This is a genomic window from Agromyces sp. 3263 (genome assembly GCF_031456545.1).
GTDB lineage: Bacteria > Actinomycetota > Actinomycetes > Actinomycetales > Microbacteriaceae > Agromyces.
Genome location: NZ_JAVDUV010000002.1, coordinates 1,092,142 through 1,106,911 on the forward strand (window position 1 = coordinate 1,092,142; position 14,770 = coordinate 1,106,911).

The following is a 14,770-nucleotide window of genomic DNA, read 5'->3' on the forward strand; positions in this document are numbered from 1 at the left end:
GATCAGCCCAGGCGGGCGCGGAAGCAGCGGGTCATGTAGGGAACCGCGAGCTCCTCGGCCCCCGCGAGGTCGGGGTGGGTGGCGAGCAGCGTCTCGAGGGCGGCGATCGTGGCCGCCTGCTCCTCGGCCGGCGCCGTGATGAAGTAGCTGCGCGACCGGACGAGGTCGAGGAACCGCGCGCGCGACATCCGCTCGCTCCACCGCACCGTGTGCTCCTCAATCTCGCCGAACGGCGGCCCGATCTGCACGTAGCTCTCGAACGTGGCGCTCGCGTCGTGGCGCTCGTGCATGAGCTCGCCGGCCTGGCGCAGCCAGTCGACGCTCGTGTCGCGGCTGTTCCAGACGAGCCCGAGCATGCCGCCCGGCTTCAGCACTCGAGCGATCTCCGGCACGGCGCGCTCGGGCTGGAACCAATGCCAGGCCTGGCCGGCGACCACGGCGTCGACGGCGTCGTCCTCGATGGGGATGTCCTCCGCCGTGCCGAGGATGCGCGGCACTCCCGGCACGGCGACCTCGAGCTCCTCGAGCATCTCCTCCACCGGATCCACGGCGATGACCTCGCGGTCGAGCGCGACGAGCGCCTCGGTGAGCTTGCCGGTGCCTGCGCCGAGGTCGAGCACGCGCACCGCGTCGCCGACGAGCCAGGCGACCGCCTCGACCGGGTAGCCGGGCCGCGACTGGTGGTACACGGATGCCGCGGCGCCGAACGAGCGCGCACTGCGCACGGTCGCGGGGTCGGCCGGGTCGGCGACGAGCCCCGGTGCGTTCGCCGGGTCAGGGGCGGGAGTGGATGCCGCAGCCCAGGCGGCACCGGATGCGGGCGTGGGTGCGTCGGTCATGCCGTGATCGCCATGCGCTCGATGGCCGTCCCGTCGGGCGTCAGCCGGAAGGTGAAGGTGGACGGGCCGTTGAACCCGCCGCCGCCGACGTCGGCGAGCACGACGACGTCGCGCGGTTCGTCGGTACGTTCGTCGCCTTCGCCGCTCCCGCCCACCCGGACGTCGGTGACCGAGAAGGTCTGCTGCACGCCGATCGACTCGCGGCGGCTCCACTCGGCGATCTCCTCGGCACCGCGGAACTCGCGGCCCCAGTCGTCGATGACGCCGTCGTCGTCGAAGGCGGCGACGAAGCGGGCGAGATCGCGGGCGTTGGTGGCGGCGAACGCCTCCGCCACCGGTGGGGGCAGGTCGGTCATCCGCTCTCCTCGCCTCGCGGCACGCCGTCGTCGCGGCGGGTTCCTGTGCCATTCCACGCCCTGGCCGCGGCATCCGTCAACCCGTTCGGCGCCGATCGCCGACGCGCGGCGCGACGCGCCCGGCCGTGTCGGGACCGCGTGCGACGATGCACGCGTGCCAGTGGACTTCACCGCGATCGACTTCGAGACCGCCAATTCGTCGAGCGCATCGGCCTGCTCGGTGGGGCTGGTGAAGGTTCGCGACGGGCGGGTGGTCGACCGGGTGCACTGGTACATCCGCCCGCCGTTCCCGCACAACGACTTCTCGGAGTGGAACGTCCGCATCCACGGCATCACGCCGCAGATGGTGGCGGATGCCCCCGGCTGGGCCGAGCACCTGCCCGCGCTGCGCGAGTTCGCCGGGCACGACGTGCTCGTGGCCCACAACGCCGGGTTCGACATGGCCGTGATCGCGAAGACCTCCGAGGCGGTCGGCGTGGCCGTGCCCGACTATCGCTCGCTCTGCAGCCTGCAGGTCGCCCGCAAGACGTATCACCTCGAGTCGTACCGGCTGCCCGTCGCGGCGATGGCCGCCGGCTTCGAGGACTTCTCGCACCACGACGCGCTCGCCGACGCCGAGGCGTGCGCCGCGATCGTGGTGCACGCCGCGAAGCGCCACGAGGTCGACGACCTCGACGGCCTCGCGCACGTGACGCGTGTGCGGTTCGGGGCGATCGGTCCCGTCGCCACGGGCGAGCAGCGGGCGATGCACGGCCCGATGGCGCTGCAGTAGCCGCGGCGCGGGCGCATCCGCGCCCGGCCGGGACCGTGCCCGGGCGATGTCGGCGGCCGCTGCCACACTGTGGACATGGACCTCCTCGCACTCCTCATCGGCCTCCTGGTCGGCGCCGTCCTCGGCGGCCTCGCGGTCGCCGTCTGGTCGTCGAGGCGCACGCCGACGGCGCCCGTCGCCGAAGACCCCGCGCTCATCGAGGCGCGCCACCAGGCGCAGCTCGCCGAGGTGCGCGTCGGCGAGGAGGCGGCGAAGTCGCTGCTCCGCGAGGAGCTCGCCGCCACCCAGGCCACCGCCGAGGCGCTGCGTGAGCAGATCCTCGCCGCCCAGCAGCAGCAGCGCGAGCTCATCGAGCAGCACCGCGCCGAGCAGCAGGCCCGCGAGGCGCGTGAGCAGGCCGAGAGCCGCGTGCTCCAGGCACTGGCTCCCGTGAAGCAGTCGCTCACCGAGATGCAGTCGAAGGTCACACAGCTCGAGTCGCAGCGCAGCCTCCAGCACGGCGAGCTGTCGCAGCAGTTGAAATCCGCCGCCGAGTCCGAGGAGCGGCTCCGCTCGACCGCCGAGGCGCTGGCCTCCGCACTGCGCTCCAACAGCACGCGAGGGGTCTGGGGTGAGACGCAGCTTCGCAGCGTGGTCGAGGCCGCGGGCCTCCTCGAGCGCGTCGACTTCGACGTGCAGTCCAGCATCTCGAGCGACTCCGGCCACGGGCGGCCCGACATGGTCGTGCGCCTGCCCGGCGGCAAGTCCATCGCCGTCGACGCCAAGGTGCCCTTCAACGCCTACCTCGAGGCCAGCCAGATCCCCGCGACCGCGACCGGGGCCGAGGCCGCCCGCCGCGCCGACTTCATGAAGCAGCACGTGCAGGCGGTGCGCGCGCACATCACGGCGCTCGGCTCCAAGGGCTACTGGAACGGGCTCGACGCCTCACCCGAGCTCGTCATCGCGTTCATCCCGAGCGAGTCGCTCGTCTCCGCCGCCCTCGAGACCGACCCGAGCATCATGGAGTTCGCCTTCTCGAAGCGCGTCGCCCTCGCCTCCCCCGTCACGCTCTGGTCGGTGCTGAAGACCGTGGCGTTCTCCTGGCAGCAGGACGTGCTGACCAACGAGGCCAAGACCCTGTTCGACCTGAGCCGCGAGCTCTACTCGCGGCTGGCCACCACGGCGAGCCACATCGAGAAGCTCGGTCGCACGATCGAGCGCAGCGTGAAGGACTACAACGCCTTCGTGGGCTCGCTCGAGCGCCAGGTGCTGCCGACCGCGCGCAAGCTCGGCGCCCTCGATGAGTCGAAGGTGCTCGCGCCCCTGCGGGGCATCGAGGAGGCGCCCCGTGAGCTCACCGCCTTCGAGCTCGTCTCGGGCACCGGCGCCGACCTCGACCCCGAGATCCGCCGACAGCTCGAGTCGCCCGACGCCGTCGCTCGCGACTGACGCCCGCCGCCGACTCGTCGAGGCACACCGGCGTGGCGATGCGTCGATGAGACCTCCATCGAGATCCCCGAACCGTCCGACGATGCCTTCGCGGCCGACATCGACCCCGAGATCCGTTCGATCTGAAGTCCATGTCCTCGCGCCGCAGCAGCGCGACGGAATGGTCAGTCCCGACGCTGCGCGGGCAGTGTGTGGAGGATCCCAGGGTCCACGTTGCGCCGTTTCAGGCGGATGGGGCGCACGACGACGACGTCCTCGACCACCTCGAGCTCTGCTGGAGCGTCGATGCGAAGGTCGGCCACGGCGTCGGCGAAGCGGAGTCGTGCGGAGGCACGGTCCGCCCTCGCCTCCTGGCGCAACACGCGTTCGCGCGCCTCCCGCCCGTCGGGTGCCGAGAGCTCGTCGTCCACGCCGACGAAGGTATGGCCGCGCACCGCCCGCCCCGTCTCGGGGTCGCACAGCACGCTTACTCGGTGACGGGTCTCGACCCGATCGCTGCTCGCCGTCTCGTCGATCATCGATCCGCTCCTCACCAGAAGTTGCGTGCCACGCATCCGCGGGCGAACGAGTTGACCACGAACATCCGCACGCTCACGCTCGTGACGCCGTCCCGAGCGACCACGGGCGGACCGTCATCACCGAAGTTCTCGACCCCGCTGTCGCTGACGATCTGCGAGACGCCGAAGCGCGCGAAGGTGCCGTCATCGTCATCGACGCTGTTCACCGAGGTCAGTGCGACCTCGACGACCGTGCGCCCGGGATGCGTGACCTGGAACGTCCAGGTGTGCGTGTACACGCCGCTGCTCGACGCCCACGGCGAATTCAGCGATTGCCCCTGCATGCCTCGGGTCTACCAGCTCCCGCAGCATGCCGGAGCTTCACTGCGCGATGAGGCTGAGCACGTTGCCCGAAGGGTCGCGGAACCAGCAGATGTCCGGGCCTTGACCCGACTTCGAGCCCCAGGCGATGCCGCGTTCATCGGTGCCGAACGAGTGCGGGTCGGTGTAGATCTTCGTCACGACACCGGCGGCGTTCAGATCGTCGACCGCGCGCGAGAGGTCGGCGACCTCGAAGTTCAGGATCGTGAACGACGCGGGCTCGTGATCGGCCTTCGGATACACGAACACGCCCTGGCCCGACGGCAACGTCAGCCTCAGGCCGCCCATCGAGTCCTCGACCCCCAGTCCGAGCACGTCGCCGTAGAACGTCCGGGCCGCGTCGACGTCGTGCACGCTGAAGCCCGGGAACGCATCGTTGATGTCCACTATCGGATCCCCCTTGTTCGCGCCCACCCTCGCACACGCGGCGCCCTCGCGTCGAGGCCGAGGGCCGCAACCGTCACTCGCGGAGCGGCTCGTCGGCCGGCGCACGCGGATGCGGTTCGTCCGCCGGCGCTTCGAACCCGGCCGCCGCCTCGGCTCCGGTCACGGCGTCGACGTCGGCGTGGCCGTCGAGCGGATGCGCCAGCTCGTCGTCCTTCAGCCGTGCCAGCGCCAGCGTGGCGAACGCGAGGAACGGCGGCACCAGCCCGGCGATGAGGAACGCCGGCGCGAGCCCGATCGCCTCACCGACGGGACCGGCGACCGCCATCGAGATGGGCATGAGCGCGAGCGAGACGAAGAAGTCGAGGCTCGAGACCCGGCCCAGCATCGAGGGCGGCACCCGCCGCTGCAGCAGCGTGCCCCAGACGACCTGGGCACCGTCGAACAGCACGCCGACGATGAACAGGGCGATCACCATGACCCACAGCCATGAGGTGAGCCCGATGATCGCGAGCGGCACGCAGCCGACGCCCCACGCCAGGATCATGAGCGTGAGGTAGCGGCGCGGCAGTCGCAGTGACGCGACGGTCAGCGAGCCCACCGCGCCGCCCAGGCCGAAGGCGCCGAGCGCCAGGGCGAACGCGCCGGCGCCGCCGCCCGTCTGGTCTTTCACGGCGAACGGCAGGAGCACCTCGATCGGCCCCATGATGAGGAAGACCAGGACGATCGAGAACACGAGCGTGGCGAACAGCCATCGGGTCCGCAACAGGTAGGCGAACCCGTCGCGCAGGTCGATGAACGACTGGCGCACCGGATGCGCCCTTACCTCGTCGAGGTCGCGGCGCACGGGGGTCGTGCGCATCACGGCGAGCACGACCGCGGCGACCACCTGCAGCACGGCGACGGCTGCGAACGCGAGCCACGGCGCCTGCACGGCGATGAGCAGGCTCGCGAGTGCGGGGCCGGCCGCCTGCATCACCGCGGGGCGGAGCACGCCCTCGATGCCGTTCGCGGCGAGCAGCTGCCCGGCCGGCAGGATCGCCGGCAGCCACGCGGAGTACGCCGGATAGAAGAAGCCGTCGGCGAGGCCGAGCACGAACGAGAGCACGGCGATGTGCCATACCTCGATCACCCCGGTCGCCGCGAGCACCGCGGCGACGGCGAACGCGAGCCCGCGGACGATCTCGACGACGATGAGGATGCGCCGCTGCGGGATGCGGTCGGCCGCGACGCCGCCGATGAGCACGGCGAGCACCAGGCCCAGGCTCGACCCGACCGCCACGTACGACAGGTCGATGGGCGAACCGCCGAGCTCGACGACCTGCCACACGGATGCGACGAGCCACGCTCCGGCCGAGAGCAGCGACGCGGCGAGCGCCGCGACGAGCAGGCGGTACTGGCCCGACGAGAACGGGCGAAGGGCGCGCGGCAGCGTGGTCGCGTCGGTCATCGGCCCATTCTCGCGTGCACCGCGGACATCCGCCCGCGGCATCCGGTCAGCGGTCGGTCTTGTCGAGCCATTTCTCGACGTGGTGATCGGCGACGATACGGCGGATCGTGCCCGACCGACCGCGCAGCACGATGCTCTCGGTGCGGATGATCGGTCCCTTGCGCCGCACGCCGTCGACGAGCTCGCCGTCGGTCACGCCGGTCGCGACGAAGAACGTGTTGTCGCTGCGCACGAGGTCGTCGAGCTCGTAGACCTGGTCGCAGTCGAGCCCTGCCGCCTCGCCGCGCGCCCGCTCGGCGTCGTCCTTCGGGGCGAGTCGGCCCTGCATGAACCCGCCGAGCGCCTTGATCGCGCACGCCGTGGTGATGCCCTCCGGGCTGCCGCCGATGCCGACGCACATGTCGATGCGCGACTCGTAGCGCGCGGCGTTGATGCCGCCCGCGACGTCGCCGTCGCTGATGAGGCGCGTGCCGGCGCCGGCCGCGCGGATGTCGGCGATGAGCTGCTCGTGGCGCGGGCGGTTGAGCACGGCGACGCGGAGCTCGCCGACCTCCTTGCCCTTCGCCGCGGCGAGCGCGCGCAGGTTCTCCCCGATGGGGTTGCGGATGTCGACGACGCCGATGCCCGAGGCATCCGTCACGATCTTGTCCATGTAGAAGACGGATGACGCGTCGAGCATCGTGCCGCGGTCGGCCACCGCGATGACCGAGAGCGCGTTCTGGCGCCCCGCGGCGGTGAGCGAGGTGCCGTCGATCGGGTCGACCGCGATGTCGCAGGCGGGGCCACGGCCGTTGCCGACCCGCTCGCCGTTGAAGAGCATGGGGGCCGCGTCCTTCTCGCCCTCGCCGATGACGACGACGCCGTCGAAGTTGACGGTGCCGAGGAAGGCGCGCATGGCGTCGACCGCGGCTCCGTCGGCGGCGAGCTTGTCGCCGCGTCCGATCCAGGGGGAGGAGCGGATCGCGGCCGCCTCGGTCGCTCGCACGAGCTCGAGCGCGATGTTGCGGTCGGGGTGCAGGAACAGGGTTGCCGTATCGGTGCTCACCATGGAGGGTCCTCCCGGACGCTGTGTCATCGGCCCCGGCGATCGCGGCCGTCGCGCGGGCAGGGTGACGCCCGCGCTCCAAGCCTAGGGATCCGGCGTCGTCGCCGTGATGGATTCGGGCTGAACGGCGCTGAAAGAATCGAGCTTCTTAACCCTGGGGCAACGGCTGCGCCGCGCGCCGACCCTGCCGACCTGACGGCAGCGCCTCGGCCAGCGGCCCGCCGACGACCTCGACGAGCGCGGTCGCGGCCGGGCCCAGAGCGCTCGGCGTGACCGGTGCCGCGGCCACGAACGCCGCTGCCCCGCAGAGTTCGTCGAGGCTCGCCACGCGGTCCGTGTCGATGCCGGCATCGGCGAGCCGCCTGGCCTCGCGCCGCGACTGCGGCGCGAAGCGGCCCTGCATGACGCCGCCGTGGGCGCGCACGATGGCCGCCTCGAGCACCCCCTCGGGTGCGCCGCCCACGCCCAGCAGCAGGTCGAGCGCGCCTCCGGATGCCGCGGCGTGCACGACGCGCTCGATGTCGCCGTGCTCGAACGCGCGCAGTCGCGCCCCGGCGCGCTCGACCTCGCCGGCGACCCGGACGTTTCGGGGCCGTGCCTGCACGGCCACCCGGAGCTCGCGCACCGGCACGCCGCGTGCCTCGGCCAGCCGCGCCAGCAGGTCGGGCACCGGGTCGCCGAGGATGAGGCCGGCGTCGGGTCCGGCGTGCACGAGCTTGTCGAGGTAGTACGCGGGCCCGAGGTCGAGGAACGATCCGGTCGGCGCCACCGCGAGGATCGCCATGGCGCCGGGCCGGCCGGCCGCCGCCAGGCGCGTGCCGTCGACCGGGTCGACGACGAGGTCGAGCAGAGGTCCGCCGCCCGTGCCGAAGCGCTCGCCCGGCTCGAGCATGGGCGCCCCGTCCTTCTCGCCCTCGCCGGCGATCACGCGCAGCGCCGCCGGCACCGTGGCGAGCGCCACGCGCAGGGCGTCGACCGCGGCCGCGTCGACGGCATCGGCGTCACCGGATCCCACGAGCGGGACCGCCGCGTCGGCGGCCGCCCGAACGGCGGCGGCGAGCGCCGCGCGGAGCTGCGGAGGGAAGACGGTGGTGTCGTCGTGCATCGGGCCATCCTCTCCCATCGCCGACCGCTCGGACGACGCGCGGCCCCGGCATCCGCGACTCATGAGCACTCCTCGCCACCTCGCTAGACTCGGACGCGAACCCTGACGTGACCTCGAAGGAGCACCATGCCCATCGCAACCCCGGAGCAGTACGCCGAGATGCTCGACACCGCCAAGGCGAAGGGCTTCGCCTTCCCGGCGTTCAACGTCTCCTCCTCGCAGACGCTCAACGCCGTGCTGCAGGGCCTCACCGAGGCGGGCTCCGACGGCATCATCCAGGTCACGACGGGCGGCGCCGACTACTTCGCCGGCCACACGGTCAAGGCCCGCGCCACGGGCGCCCTCGCCTTCGCGAAGTTCGCCCACGAGGTGGCGAAGTCCTACCCGATCACGGTCGCCCTGCACACCGACCACTGCCCGAAGAACGCGCTCGACGACTTCGTCTACCCGCTCATCGCCGCCTCCGAGGAGGAGGTCAAGGCCGGCCGCAACCCCATCTTCCAGTCCCACATGTGGGACGGCTCGGCCGTGCCCCTCGACGAGAACCTCGAGATCGCCAAGCAGATCCTCCCCCGCATGAAGGCGATCAACGCCATCCTCGAGGTCGAGATCGGCGTCGTCGGCGGCGAGGAGGACGGCGTCAGCCACGACATCAACGAGCACCTCTACACGACCCTCGACGACGCCATCGCGACGGTCGAGGCCCTCGGCCTCGGCGAGCAGGGCCGCTACATGGCCGCCCTCACGTTCGGCAACGTGCACGGCGTCTACGCGCCCGGCAACGTGAAGCTGAAGCCCGAGCTCCTCAAGGAGATCCAGGACGGCCTGGCCGCCAAGTACGGCACCGGTCCGAAGCCGCTCGACCTCGTCTTCCACGGCGGCTCGGGCTCGACCGACGAGGAGATCGCCACCGCGGTCGCCAACGGCGTCGTCAAGATGAACATCGACACCGACACGCAGTACGCCTTCACGCGCTCCGTGGCCGGTTACATGTTCTCCAACTACGAGGGCGTGCTCAAGGTCGACGGCTCGGTCGGCAACAAGAAGCTCTACGACCCGCGCGCCTGGGGCAAGGTCGCCGAGACCGCGATGGCCGCACGCGTCGGCGAGTCCACGAGGCAGCTCGGCTCCGCCGGGCAGTCGATCAGCGCCTAGGTTCCGGATGCCGGAAGAGCACGCCGCGGGCACCCCCGACGAGTCGGCCCCCAGGTCGACCCCCGAGGGGGTTCCCGCGCCCCCGTCCGCACCGCGCGACGAGCGGCCACGCCCCAGGTACGGCGAGTACGCGCCCGAGGGCTGGACGTGGACCCCGCCGCCCGGCGAGACCACGTCCGACCCGGCGCCGCAGATGACGGCCCCGCCCGCGCCGCGGGTACCGCACACGCCGTCGCCGCACGCCGTCGCAGCGGCATCCGCTCGCGAGCACCGTCCGGCGCGCCCGGCCGACCGCGCCGTGACGATCCTGCTGCTCGTCATCGGCGTGCTGGGCGCATGGCTGTCGGTCGGCGTGCTGCAGGCGCTGCCCCAGTCGCTGCAGCTCCTCCACACGCAGGAGGGCATCGACCCCTACACGCCCGGGCCCGAGATCCCGGGGCTCATCCTCATCGGCTCGATCCTGCAGGTGGTCATCTGGGTGGTCGCCGCGGTCGGGTCGGTCGCGCTCATCCGCGCCCGCCGCCCGTCGTTCTGGCTGCCGCTGGCGGCGGGGGTGCTCGCGGCCGTCGCCCTGTTCGTGTGCACCGCGATCGCCCTGAGCGGCGACCCGTCGCTCATCGACCAGCTCACCGCGACGCGCACCTGAGCCTCCGGCGGCACGCATGACCGAGGCCGGCGAGCCGGGGGAAGCCCCGGAGCGCCGGCCTCGATCGTGCCGCTCAGCTCCTGACCGGCTGCGACGCCGTCTCGGCTGCCTCCTCGTCGACATCGCCGGCGATGACGCCCGGCACGCCCGCGGGCTCCTCGACCGATTCGACCTCCTCGGCCGGCGCCGCGAACTGCGCCTCGTAGAGCCGCGTGTACGCGCCGTCGGCGGCGAGCAGCTCGCCGTGCGTGCCCTGCTCGACGATGCGCCCGTCCTCCATCACGAGGATGAGGTCGGCGTCGCGGATCGTCGACAGCCGGTGCGCGATGACGAAGCTCGTGCGGTCGCGGCGCAGGGCGTTCATCGCGTTCTGCAGCAGCAGCTCGGTGCGGGTGTCGACCGAGCTCGTCGCCTCGTCGAGGATGAGCACGGCGGGCTGCGAGAGGAACGCCCGCGCGATCGTGATGAGCTGCTTCTCGCCCGCCGACAGGTTCGATGCCTCGTCGTCGAGCACCGTGTCGTAGCCATCGGGCAGCGTGCGCACGAAGCGGTCGACGTAGGTGGCCCTCGCCGCGTCGATGATCTCGTCCTCGGTCGCACCGGGCCGGCCGTAGGCGATGTTCTCGCGGATCGTGCCCGTGAACAGCCACGTGTCCTGCAGGACCATGCCCATGCGCGAGCGCAGCGCGTCGCGGGTCATCCGGGTGATGTCGACGCCGTCGAGCGTGATGCGGCCGTCGTCGAGCTCGTAGAACCGCATCATGAGGTTCACGAGCGTGGTCTTACCGGCGCCCGTCGGTCCGACGATCGCGATGGACTGGCCCGGCTCCGCCGTCAGCGACAGGTGGTCGATGAGCGGCTTCTCGGGGTCGTAGCTGAACGAGACGTCGTCGAAGACCAGCCGGCCGGATGCCGCGTGCCCCGTGTCGTCCGTTGCAGGGCCGGCCTCGGGCTCGACGGGATCGGGCGTCTGCTCGTCGGCGTCGAGCAGCTCGAACACGCGCTCGGCGCTCGCGATGCCCGACTGCAGCAGGTTCGCCATGGAGCCGAGCTGGCTGAGCGGCTGGGTGAACTGGCGCGAGTACTGGATGAACGCCTGCACGTCGCCGAGGCTGATGGTGCCGGCGGCGACCATGAGCCCGCCCACCACGGCGATGGCGACGTACACGAGGTTGCCCACGAACATCATGGCCGGCATGATGATGCCGCTCACGAACTGGGCGCCGAAGCTCGCGTCGTGCAGCTCCTCGTTCTTGTCGGTGAACTCGTGCTCCACCTCGCGGCGCCGCCCGAACACCCGCACCAGGGCGTGGCCCGAGTAGGCCTCCTCGATGCGCGCGTTCAGCGTGCCGGTGTGCGCCCACTGCGCGATGAACTGCTTCTGCGAGCGCTTGGCGATGACCGTGGTGATGAGGATCGTGAGCGGGATGGTCACGAGGGCGATGACCGCGAGCAGCGGCGAGATCCAGAACATCATGGCGAGCACGCCGATCACGGTGAGCAGCGAGGTGAGCAATTGGCTCATCGTCTGCTGCAGCGACTGCGAGATGTTGTCGATGTCGTTCGTGACCCGCGAGAGCAGCTCGCCGCGCTGCATCCGGTCGAAGTACGACAGCGGCAGCCGGTGGATCTTCGCCTGCACCTCCTCGCGGAGGCGGTACACGGTGCGCTGCGTGACACCGTTCAGCACGTAGCCCTGCGCCCACGAGAACAGGGACGCGAGCACGTAGAGCACGAGCACCCACCCGAGCACCATGGCGAGCGCGTTGAAGTCGATGCCCTGGCCGGGGGTGAGGGTCATCGCCTGCACCATGTCGGCCTGGCTGGTGTCGCCCGACGCGCGGAGCTGGTCGACGACCTGCTGCTTCGTCGCGCCGGCGGGCATCTGCGAGGAGACGAAGCCCTCGAAGATGAGGTTCGTGGCCTGGCCGAGCAGCTTCGGCCCGAACACCGTGAACACGACGCTCACGATCCCGAGCAGGATCACGGCGACGACGAGCGGCCGCTCGGGGCGGAGTCGGCCGAGCAGGCGCTTCGCGGACGGCCAGAACGACGCGGGCTTCTCGGTGGGCATGCCGGCGCCGCCGAACGGGCCGCCGCCCATCGGGCCGCGACGCGGCGGCATGGGCAGGCGCGCGGGCGCTGCGGGCGCGGGGGTCGCCGCCGTCGACGGTGCGGCTGAGGTGCCCGGGGTCTTCGATGTGCTCATGCCGCGGCCTCCGCGCTCAGCTGGCTCTCGACGATCTCGGCGTACGCCTCGCTCGTCGCGAGCAGTTCCTCATGGGTTCCCGTCGCCGTGATCCGGCCGTCGTCGACGACGAGGATCCGGTCGGCGTTCACGATCGTCGCGACGCGCTGGGCGACCACGATCATCGTGGTGTGCGACAGCGTGCGGGCGAGGGCGGCCCGCAGTCGCGCGTCGGTCGCGGTGTCGAGCGCCGAGAACGAGTCGTCGAACACGAGGATCGGCGGTCGCTTCACGAGCGCCCGGGCGATCGAGAGCCGCTGACGCTGGCCGCCCGAGACGTTCGTGCCGCCCTGCGCGATGGGCGCGTCGAGCTGCCCGGGCATCGCCGCGACGAAGTCGCGACCCTGGGCGACCTCGAGTGCGTCCCACAGCTGCGCGTCCGTGGCATCCGGATCGCCGTAGCGCAGCGTCGAAGCGACGGTGCCGGCGAAGAGGTAGGGCTTCTGGGGCACGAGGGCCAGCTGGGCGTTGAGCAGGTCGGAGTCGAGCTCGCGCACGTCGACACCGCCGATGCGCACGCTGCCGCCGGTGGCGTCGAAGAGCCGGGCGATGAGGTTCACGATGGTCGTCTTGCCGGCGCCCGTCGAGCCGATGATCGCCGTCACCTCGCCCGGTCGGGCTGTGAAGCTGACGTCGTGGAGCACCGGCTCCTCGGCGCCCGGGTACGCGAACTCGACGTGGCGGAACTCGACCGTGCCCGGCGCGGTGAGCGCCATCACCGGCGACTCGGGGTCGGCGACGGTCGGGGCGGTCTGGAGCACCTCGCCGATGCGGCCGGCCGACACCGCGGCACGGGGCAGCATGAACGCGATCATCGTCGACATCATGACCGCCATGAGGATCTGGATCAGGTAGCTGAGGAACGCCGTGAGGGAGCCGATCTGCATCGAGCCGTCCTCGACCCGGAACGCGCCGAACCAGAGCACGGCGACGCTCGAGACGTTCAGCACGAGCATCACGACCGGGAACACGAGCGCGAACAGCCGGCCGGCGCGCAACGCCGTGTCGGTCAGCGCGTCGTTGGCCTCCTCGAACCGCGAGCCCTCGACGCCCTCGCGCACGAACGCGCGGATGACGCGGATGCCGGTGAGCTGCTCCCTGAGCACCCGGTTCACGCCGTCGATGCGCTGCTGCATGGACTGGAACAGCGGCACCATGCGGGAGATGATCAGCTCGAGCGCGATGAGCAGCACGGGCACGGCGACGACCATGATCCACGACAGCGCCCGGTCCTCGCGGAGCGCCATGATCACGCCGCCGATCGCCAGGATGGGCGCGGACACGAGGATGGTGCAGCCCATGAGCACGAGCATCTGCACCTGCATGACGTCGTTCGTGGTGCGGGTGATGAGGCTCGGCGCCCCGAACCGCGACACCTCCTGCTCCGAGAAGTCGCCGACGCGGCGGAACACGGCCGACCGCACGTCGCGCCCGAACCCCATGGCCGCCCTGGCCCCGAAGTAGACGGCCGTGATGGCGCAGGCGACCTGCAACAGGGTCACGCCCAGCATGACGCCGCCGGTCGAGACGATGTACGCCGTGTCGCCCTTCGCCACGCCCTCGTCGATGATGTCGGCGTTGAGGGTGGGCAGGTAGAGCGACGCGATGGACTGCGCGAGCTGGAAGACGACGACCGCTGCGAGCAGCGCCCAGTAGGGCCGCAGGTGGCGGCCGAGCAGTTTCATCAGCATGGGTCGGACTCCTCGTCGGTGGAGTGGGTGGCGGACGCAGCAGGGTCGGCGGATGCCGCAGGGTCGGCGGATGCCGCAGGGTCGGCGGATGCCGCAGGGTCGGCGGACGCCGCGGGGCCGGCGGACGACTCGCGCGCGATGCCGTGCACGACGAGGTGCGCGAGCGTGTCGACGTCGAGCCCGGTGGTCGGACCGAAGTGCGGCATCGCCGAGGCGAATGCGACGAGCCGCACGAACTTGAAGACGTCGGCGGGCGACACCCGGAGCGCCTCGAGGTCGGGGGCCAGCAGCTCCTCGAAGATGCCGAAGATGACCTCGGGCTCTGCCGACTGGGGCGGGCGGGGCTTGCCGCCGAGCGCCGCGAACACGCCGAAGATCCCCGTGAAGCGGTCGAGGAACCGGTCGAGGATGAGCTCGACCTTGAGCTCGAGCGGCAGCGTCGGGTCGATCTGCCGGAGGGCCGCGCGGAAGGGCTCGGGATCGAGGAACTCCTCGACGGCGGCGTCGATGATCGCCTCCTTGTCGTCGAAGACGCGGAAGAGCGTGCCCTCGGCGACGCCGGAGGCCTCGGCGATCTGCCTGGTGGTCACGTCGCGACCGAGTGCGACGAGGAGGGGAAGGGTCGCTCGCGCGATCGACGCACGGCGCTCATCGACGGACATCGGCTTCGCACGGCTGGTTCGCACGGTGGTGGGCATGCGAGCGAGAATAATGAGTGAGCGCTCACTCCGCAAGCGGAGTCACCCGTGTCCGCGGACGGCGAACGCCCCGGC

Annotated in this window: 15 protein-coding genes; 4 read left to right on the forward strand and 11 right to left on the reverse strand. The window is 71.6% G+C overall.

The window, feature by feature from the left end:
- Positions 1–2: 2 nt before the first annotated feature.
- Complete coding sequence (locus J2X63_RS18335) at positions 3–839, reverse strand: class I SAM-dependent methyltransferase (protein ID WP_309979927.1); 837 nt, start codon at positions 837–839, stop codon at positions 3–5.
- Positions 836–1,195, reverse strand: a complete 360-nt coding sequence (locus J2X63_RS18340; protein ID WP_309979929.1) for a nuclear transport factor 2 family protein — start codon at positions 1,193–1,195, stop codon at positions 836–838. Before J2X63_RS18340 ends, J2X63_RS18335 begins: the two co-directional genes overlap by 4 nt.
- A gap of 154 nt (positions 1,196–1,349) precedes the next feature.
- Between J2X63_RS18340 and J2X63_RS18345 the strand changes: the two genes are divergently transcribed.
- Complete coding sequence (locus tag J2X63_RS18345) at positions 1,350–1,967, forward strand: exonuclease domain-containing protein (RefSeq protein ID WP_309979931.1); 618 nt, start codon at positions 1,350–1,352, stop codon at positions 1,965–1,967.
- Between the two features lie 75 nt (positions 1,968–2,042).
- Positions 2,043–3,395, forward strand: coding sequence for a DNA recombination protein RmuC (rmuC, locus tag J2X63_RS18350; RefSeq protein ID WP_309979933.1), 1,353 nt, complete (start codon positions 2,043–2,045; stop codon positions 3,393–3,395).
- 164 nt (positions 3,396–3,559) lie between these two features.
- On the opposite strand, the gene J2X63_RS18355 is transcribed toward rmuC, so the two are convergent.
- The 6 genes from J2X63_RS18355 to J2X63_RS18380 all read right to left on the reverse strand — a co-directional run bounded on the left by J2X63_RS18355 (position 3,560) and on the right by J2X63_RS18380 (position 8,257).
- A complete protein-coding gene (locus J2X63_RS18355) occupies positions 3,560–3,913 on the reverse strand; it encodes a hypothetical protein (protein WP_309979935.1) in 354 nt (117 codons plus the stop codon).
- An 11-nt stretch (positions 3,914–3,924) separates the two neighbouring features.
- Positions 3,925–4,236 carry a hypothetical protein gene (locus J2X63_RS18360; RefSeq protein WP_309979937.1) on the reverse strand — a complete coding sequence of 104 codons (312 nt, stop codon included), beginning with the start codon at positions 4,234–4,236 and terminating at the stop codon, positions 3,925–3,927.
- Positions 4,237–4,273: 37 nt separating this feature from the next.
- Positions 4,274–4,663: a VOC family protein gene (locus J2X63_RS18365; protein ID WP_309980196.1), complete on the reverse strand. Its 390-nt coding sequence runs from the start codon at positions 4,661–4,663 to the stop codon at positions 4,274–4,276.
- Between the two features lie 70 nt (positions 4,664–4,733).
- Positions 4,734–6,107, reverse strand: a complete 1,374-nt coding sequence (locus tag J2X63_RS18370) for an MFS transporter (protein WP_309979939.1) — start codon at positions 6,105–6,107, stop codon at positions 4,734–4,736.
- A gap of 46 nt (positions 6,108–6,153) precedes the next feature.
- Positions 6,154–7,155: a class II fructose-bisphosphatase gene (glpX, locus tag J2X63_RS18375; protein WP_309979941.1), complete on the reverse strand. Its 1,002-nt coding sequence runs from the start codon at positions 7,153–7,155 to the stop codon at positions 6,154–6,156.
- Between the two features lie 145 nt (positions 7,156–7,300).
- On the reverse strand, positions 7,301–8,257 hold the full coding sequence (locus tag J2X63_RS18380) for a fructose-bisphosphatase class II (RefSeq protein WP_309979943.1): 957 nt from the start codon (positions 8,255–8,257) through the stop codon (positions 7,301–7,303).
- A 126-nt stretch (positions 8,258–8,383) separates the two neighbouring features.
- Between J2X63_RS18380 and fbaA the strand changes: the two genes are divergently transcribed.
- Together fbaA and J2X63_RS18390 are read left to right on the forward strand one after the other, a co-directional pair.
- A complete protein-coding gene (gene fbaA, locus J2X63_RS18385) occupies positions 8,384–9,412 on the forward strand; it encodes a class II fructose-bisphosphate aldolase (protein WP_309979945.1) in 1,029 nt (342 codons plus the stop codon).
- A gap of 7 nt (positions 9,413–9,419) precedes the next feature.
- Complete coding sequence (locus J2X63_RS18390; protein WP_309979947.1) at positions 9,420–10,058, forward strand: DUF6264 family protein; 639 nt, start codon at positions 9,420–9,422, stop codon at positions 10,056–10,058.
- A gap of 73 nt (positions 10,059–10,131) precedes the next feature.
- Here the strand turns inward: J2X63_RS18390 and J2X63_RS18395 are convergent, their stop codons facing one another.
- Genes J2X63_RS18395 through J2X63_RS18405 form a run of 3 tightly spaced genes read right to left on the reverse strand, consistent with a single transcriptional unit; the run spans position 10,132 to position 14,695 of the window.
- A complete protein-coding gene (locus tag J2X63_RS18395; RefSeq protein ID WP_309979949.1) occupies positions 10,132–12,267 on the reverse strand; it encodes an ABC transporter ATP-binding protein in 2,136 nt (711 codons plus the stop codon).
- Entirely contained in the window at positions 12,264–13,997 is a 1,734-nt protein-coding gene (locus J2X63_RS18400) for an ABC transporter ATP-binding protein (RefSeq protein ID WP_309979950.1), read from the reverse strand. Before J2X63_RS18400 ends, J2X63_RS18395 begins: the two co-directional genes overlap by 4 nt.
- The gene (locus J2X63_RS18405) at positions 13,991–14,695 is read right to left on the reverse strand and encodes a TetR/AcrR family transcriptional regulator (RefSeq protein ID WP_309979952.1); all 705 of its coding nucleotides are present in this window, start codon (positions 14,693–14,695) and stop codon (positions 13,991–13,993) included. The genes J2X63_RS18400 and J2X63_RS18405 overlap by 7 nt, the downstream gene beginning before the upstream one ends.
- Positions 14,696–14,770: the final 75 nt, after the last annotated feature.

Bases quoted from the DNA above. Each gene is read 5' to 3' on its own strand.
- rmuC (WP_309979933.1), top strand. From the start codon at position 2,043: ATGGACCTCCTCGCACTCCTCATCGGCCTCCTGGTCGGCGCCGTCCTC.
- fbaA (WP_309979945.1), top strand. From the start codon at position 8,384: ATGCCCATCGCAACCCCGGAGCAGTACGCCGAGATGCTCGACACCGCC.
- J2X63_RS18390 (WP_309979947.1), top strand. From the start codon at position 9,420: ATGCCGGAAGAGCACGCCGCGGGCACCCCCGACGAGTCGGCCCCCAGG.
- J2X63_RS18380 (WP_309979943.1), bottom strand. From the start codon at position 8,257: ATGCACGACGACACCACCGTCTTCCCTCCGCAGCTCCGCGCGGCGCTC.
- J2X63_RS18370 (WP_309979939.1), bottom strand. From the start codon at position 6,107: ATGACCGACGCGACCACGCTGCCGCGCGCCCTTCGCCCGTTCTCGTCG.
- J2X63_RS18395 (WP_309979949.1), bottom strand. From the start codon at position 12,267: ATGAGCACATCGAAGACCCCGGGCACCTCAGCCGCACCGTCGACGGCG.
- J2X63_RS18340 (WP_309979929.1), bottom strand. From the start codon at position 1,195: ATGACCGACCTGCCCCCACCGGTGGCGGAGGCGTTCGCCGCCACCAAC.
- J2X63_RS18355 (WP_309979935.1), bottom strand. From the start codon at position 3,913: ATGATCGACGAGACGGCGAGCAGCGATCGGGTCGAGACCCGTCACCGA.
- J2X63_RS18405 (WP_309979952.1), bottom strand. From the start codon at position 14,695: ATGCCCACCACCGTGCGAACCAGCCGTGCGAAGCCGATGTCCGTCGAT.
- J2X63_RS18335 (WP_309979927.1), bottom strand. From the start codon at position 839: ATGACCGACGCACCCACGCCCGCATCCGGTGCCGCCTGGGCTGCGGCA.
- J2X63_RS18360 (WP_309979937.1), bottom strand. From the start codon at position 4,236: ATGCAGGGGCAATCGCTGAATTCGCCGTGGGCGTCGAGCAGCGGCGTG.
- J2X63_RS18400 (WP_309979950.1), bottom strand. From the start codon at position 13,997: ATGCTGATGAAACTGCTCGGCCGCCACCTGCGGCCCTACTGGGCGCTG.
- glpX (WP_309979941.1), bottom strand. From the start codon at position 7,155: ATGGTGAGCACCGATACGGCAACCCTGTTCCTGCACCCCGACCGCAAC.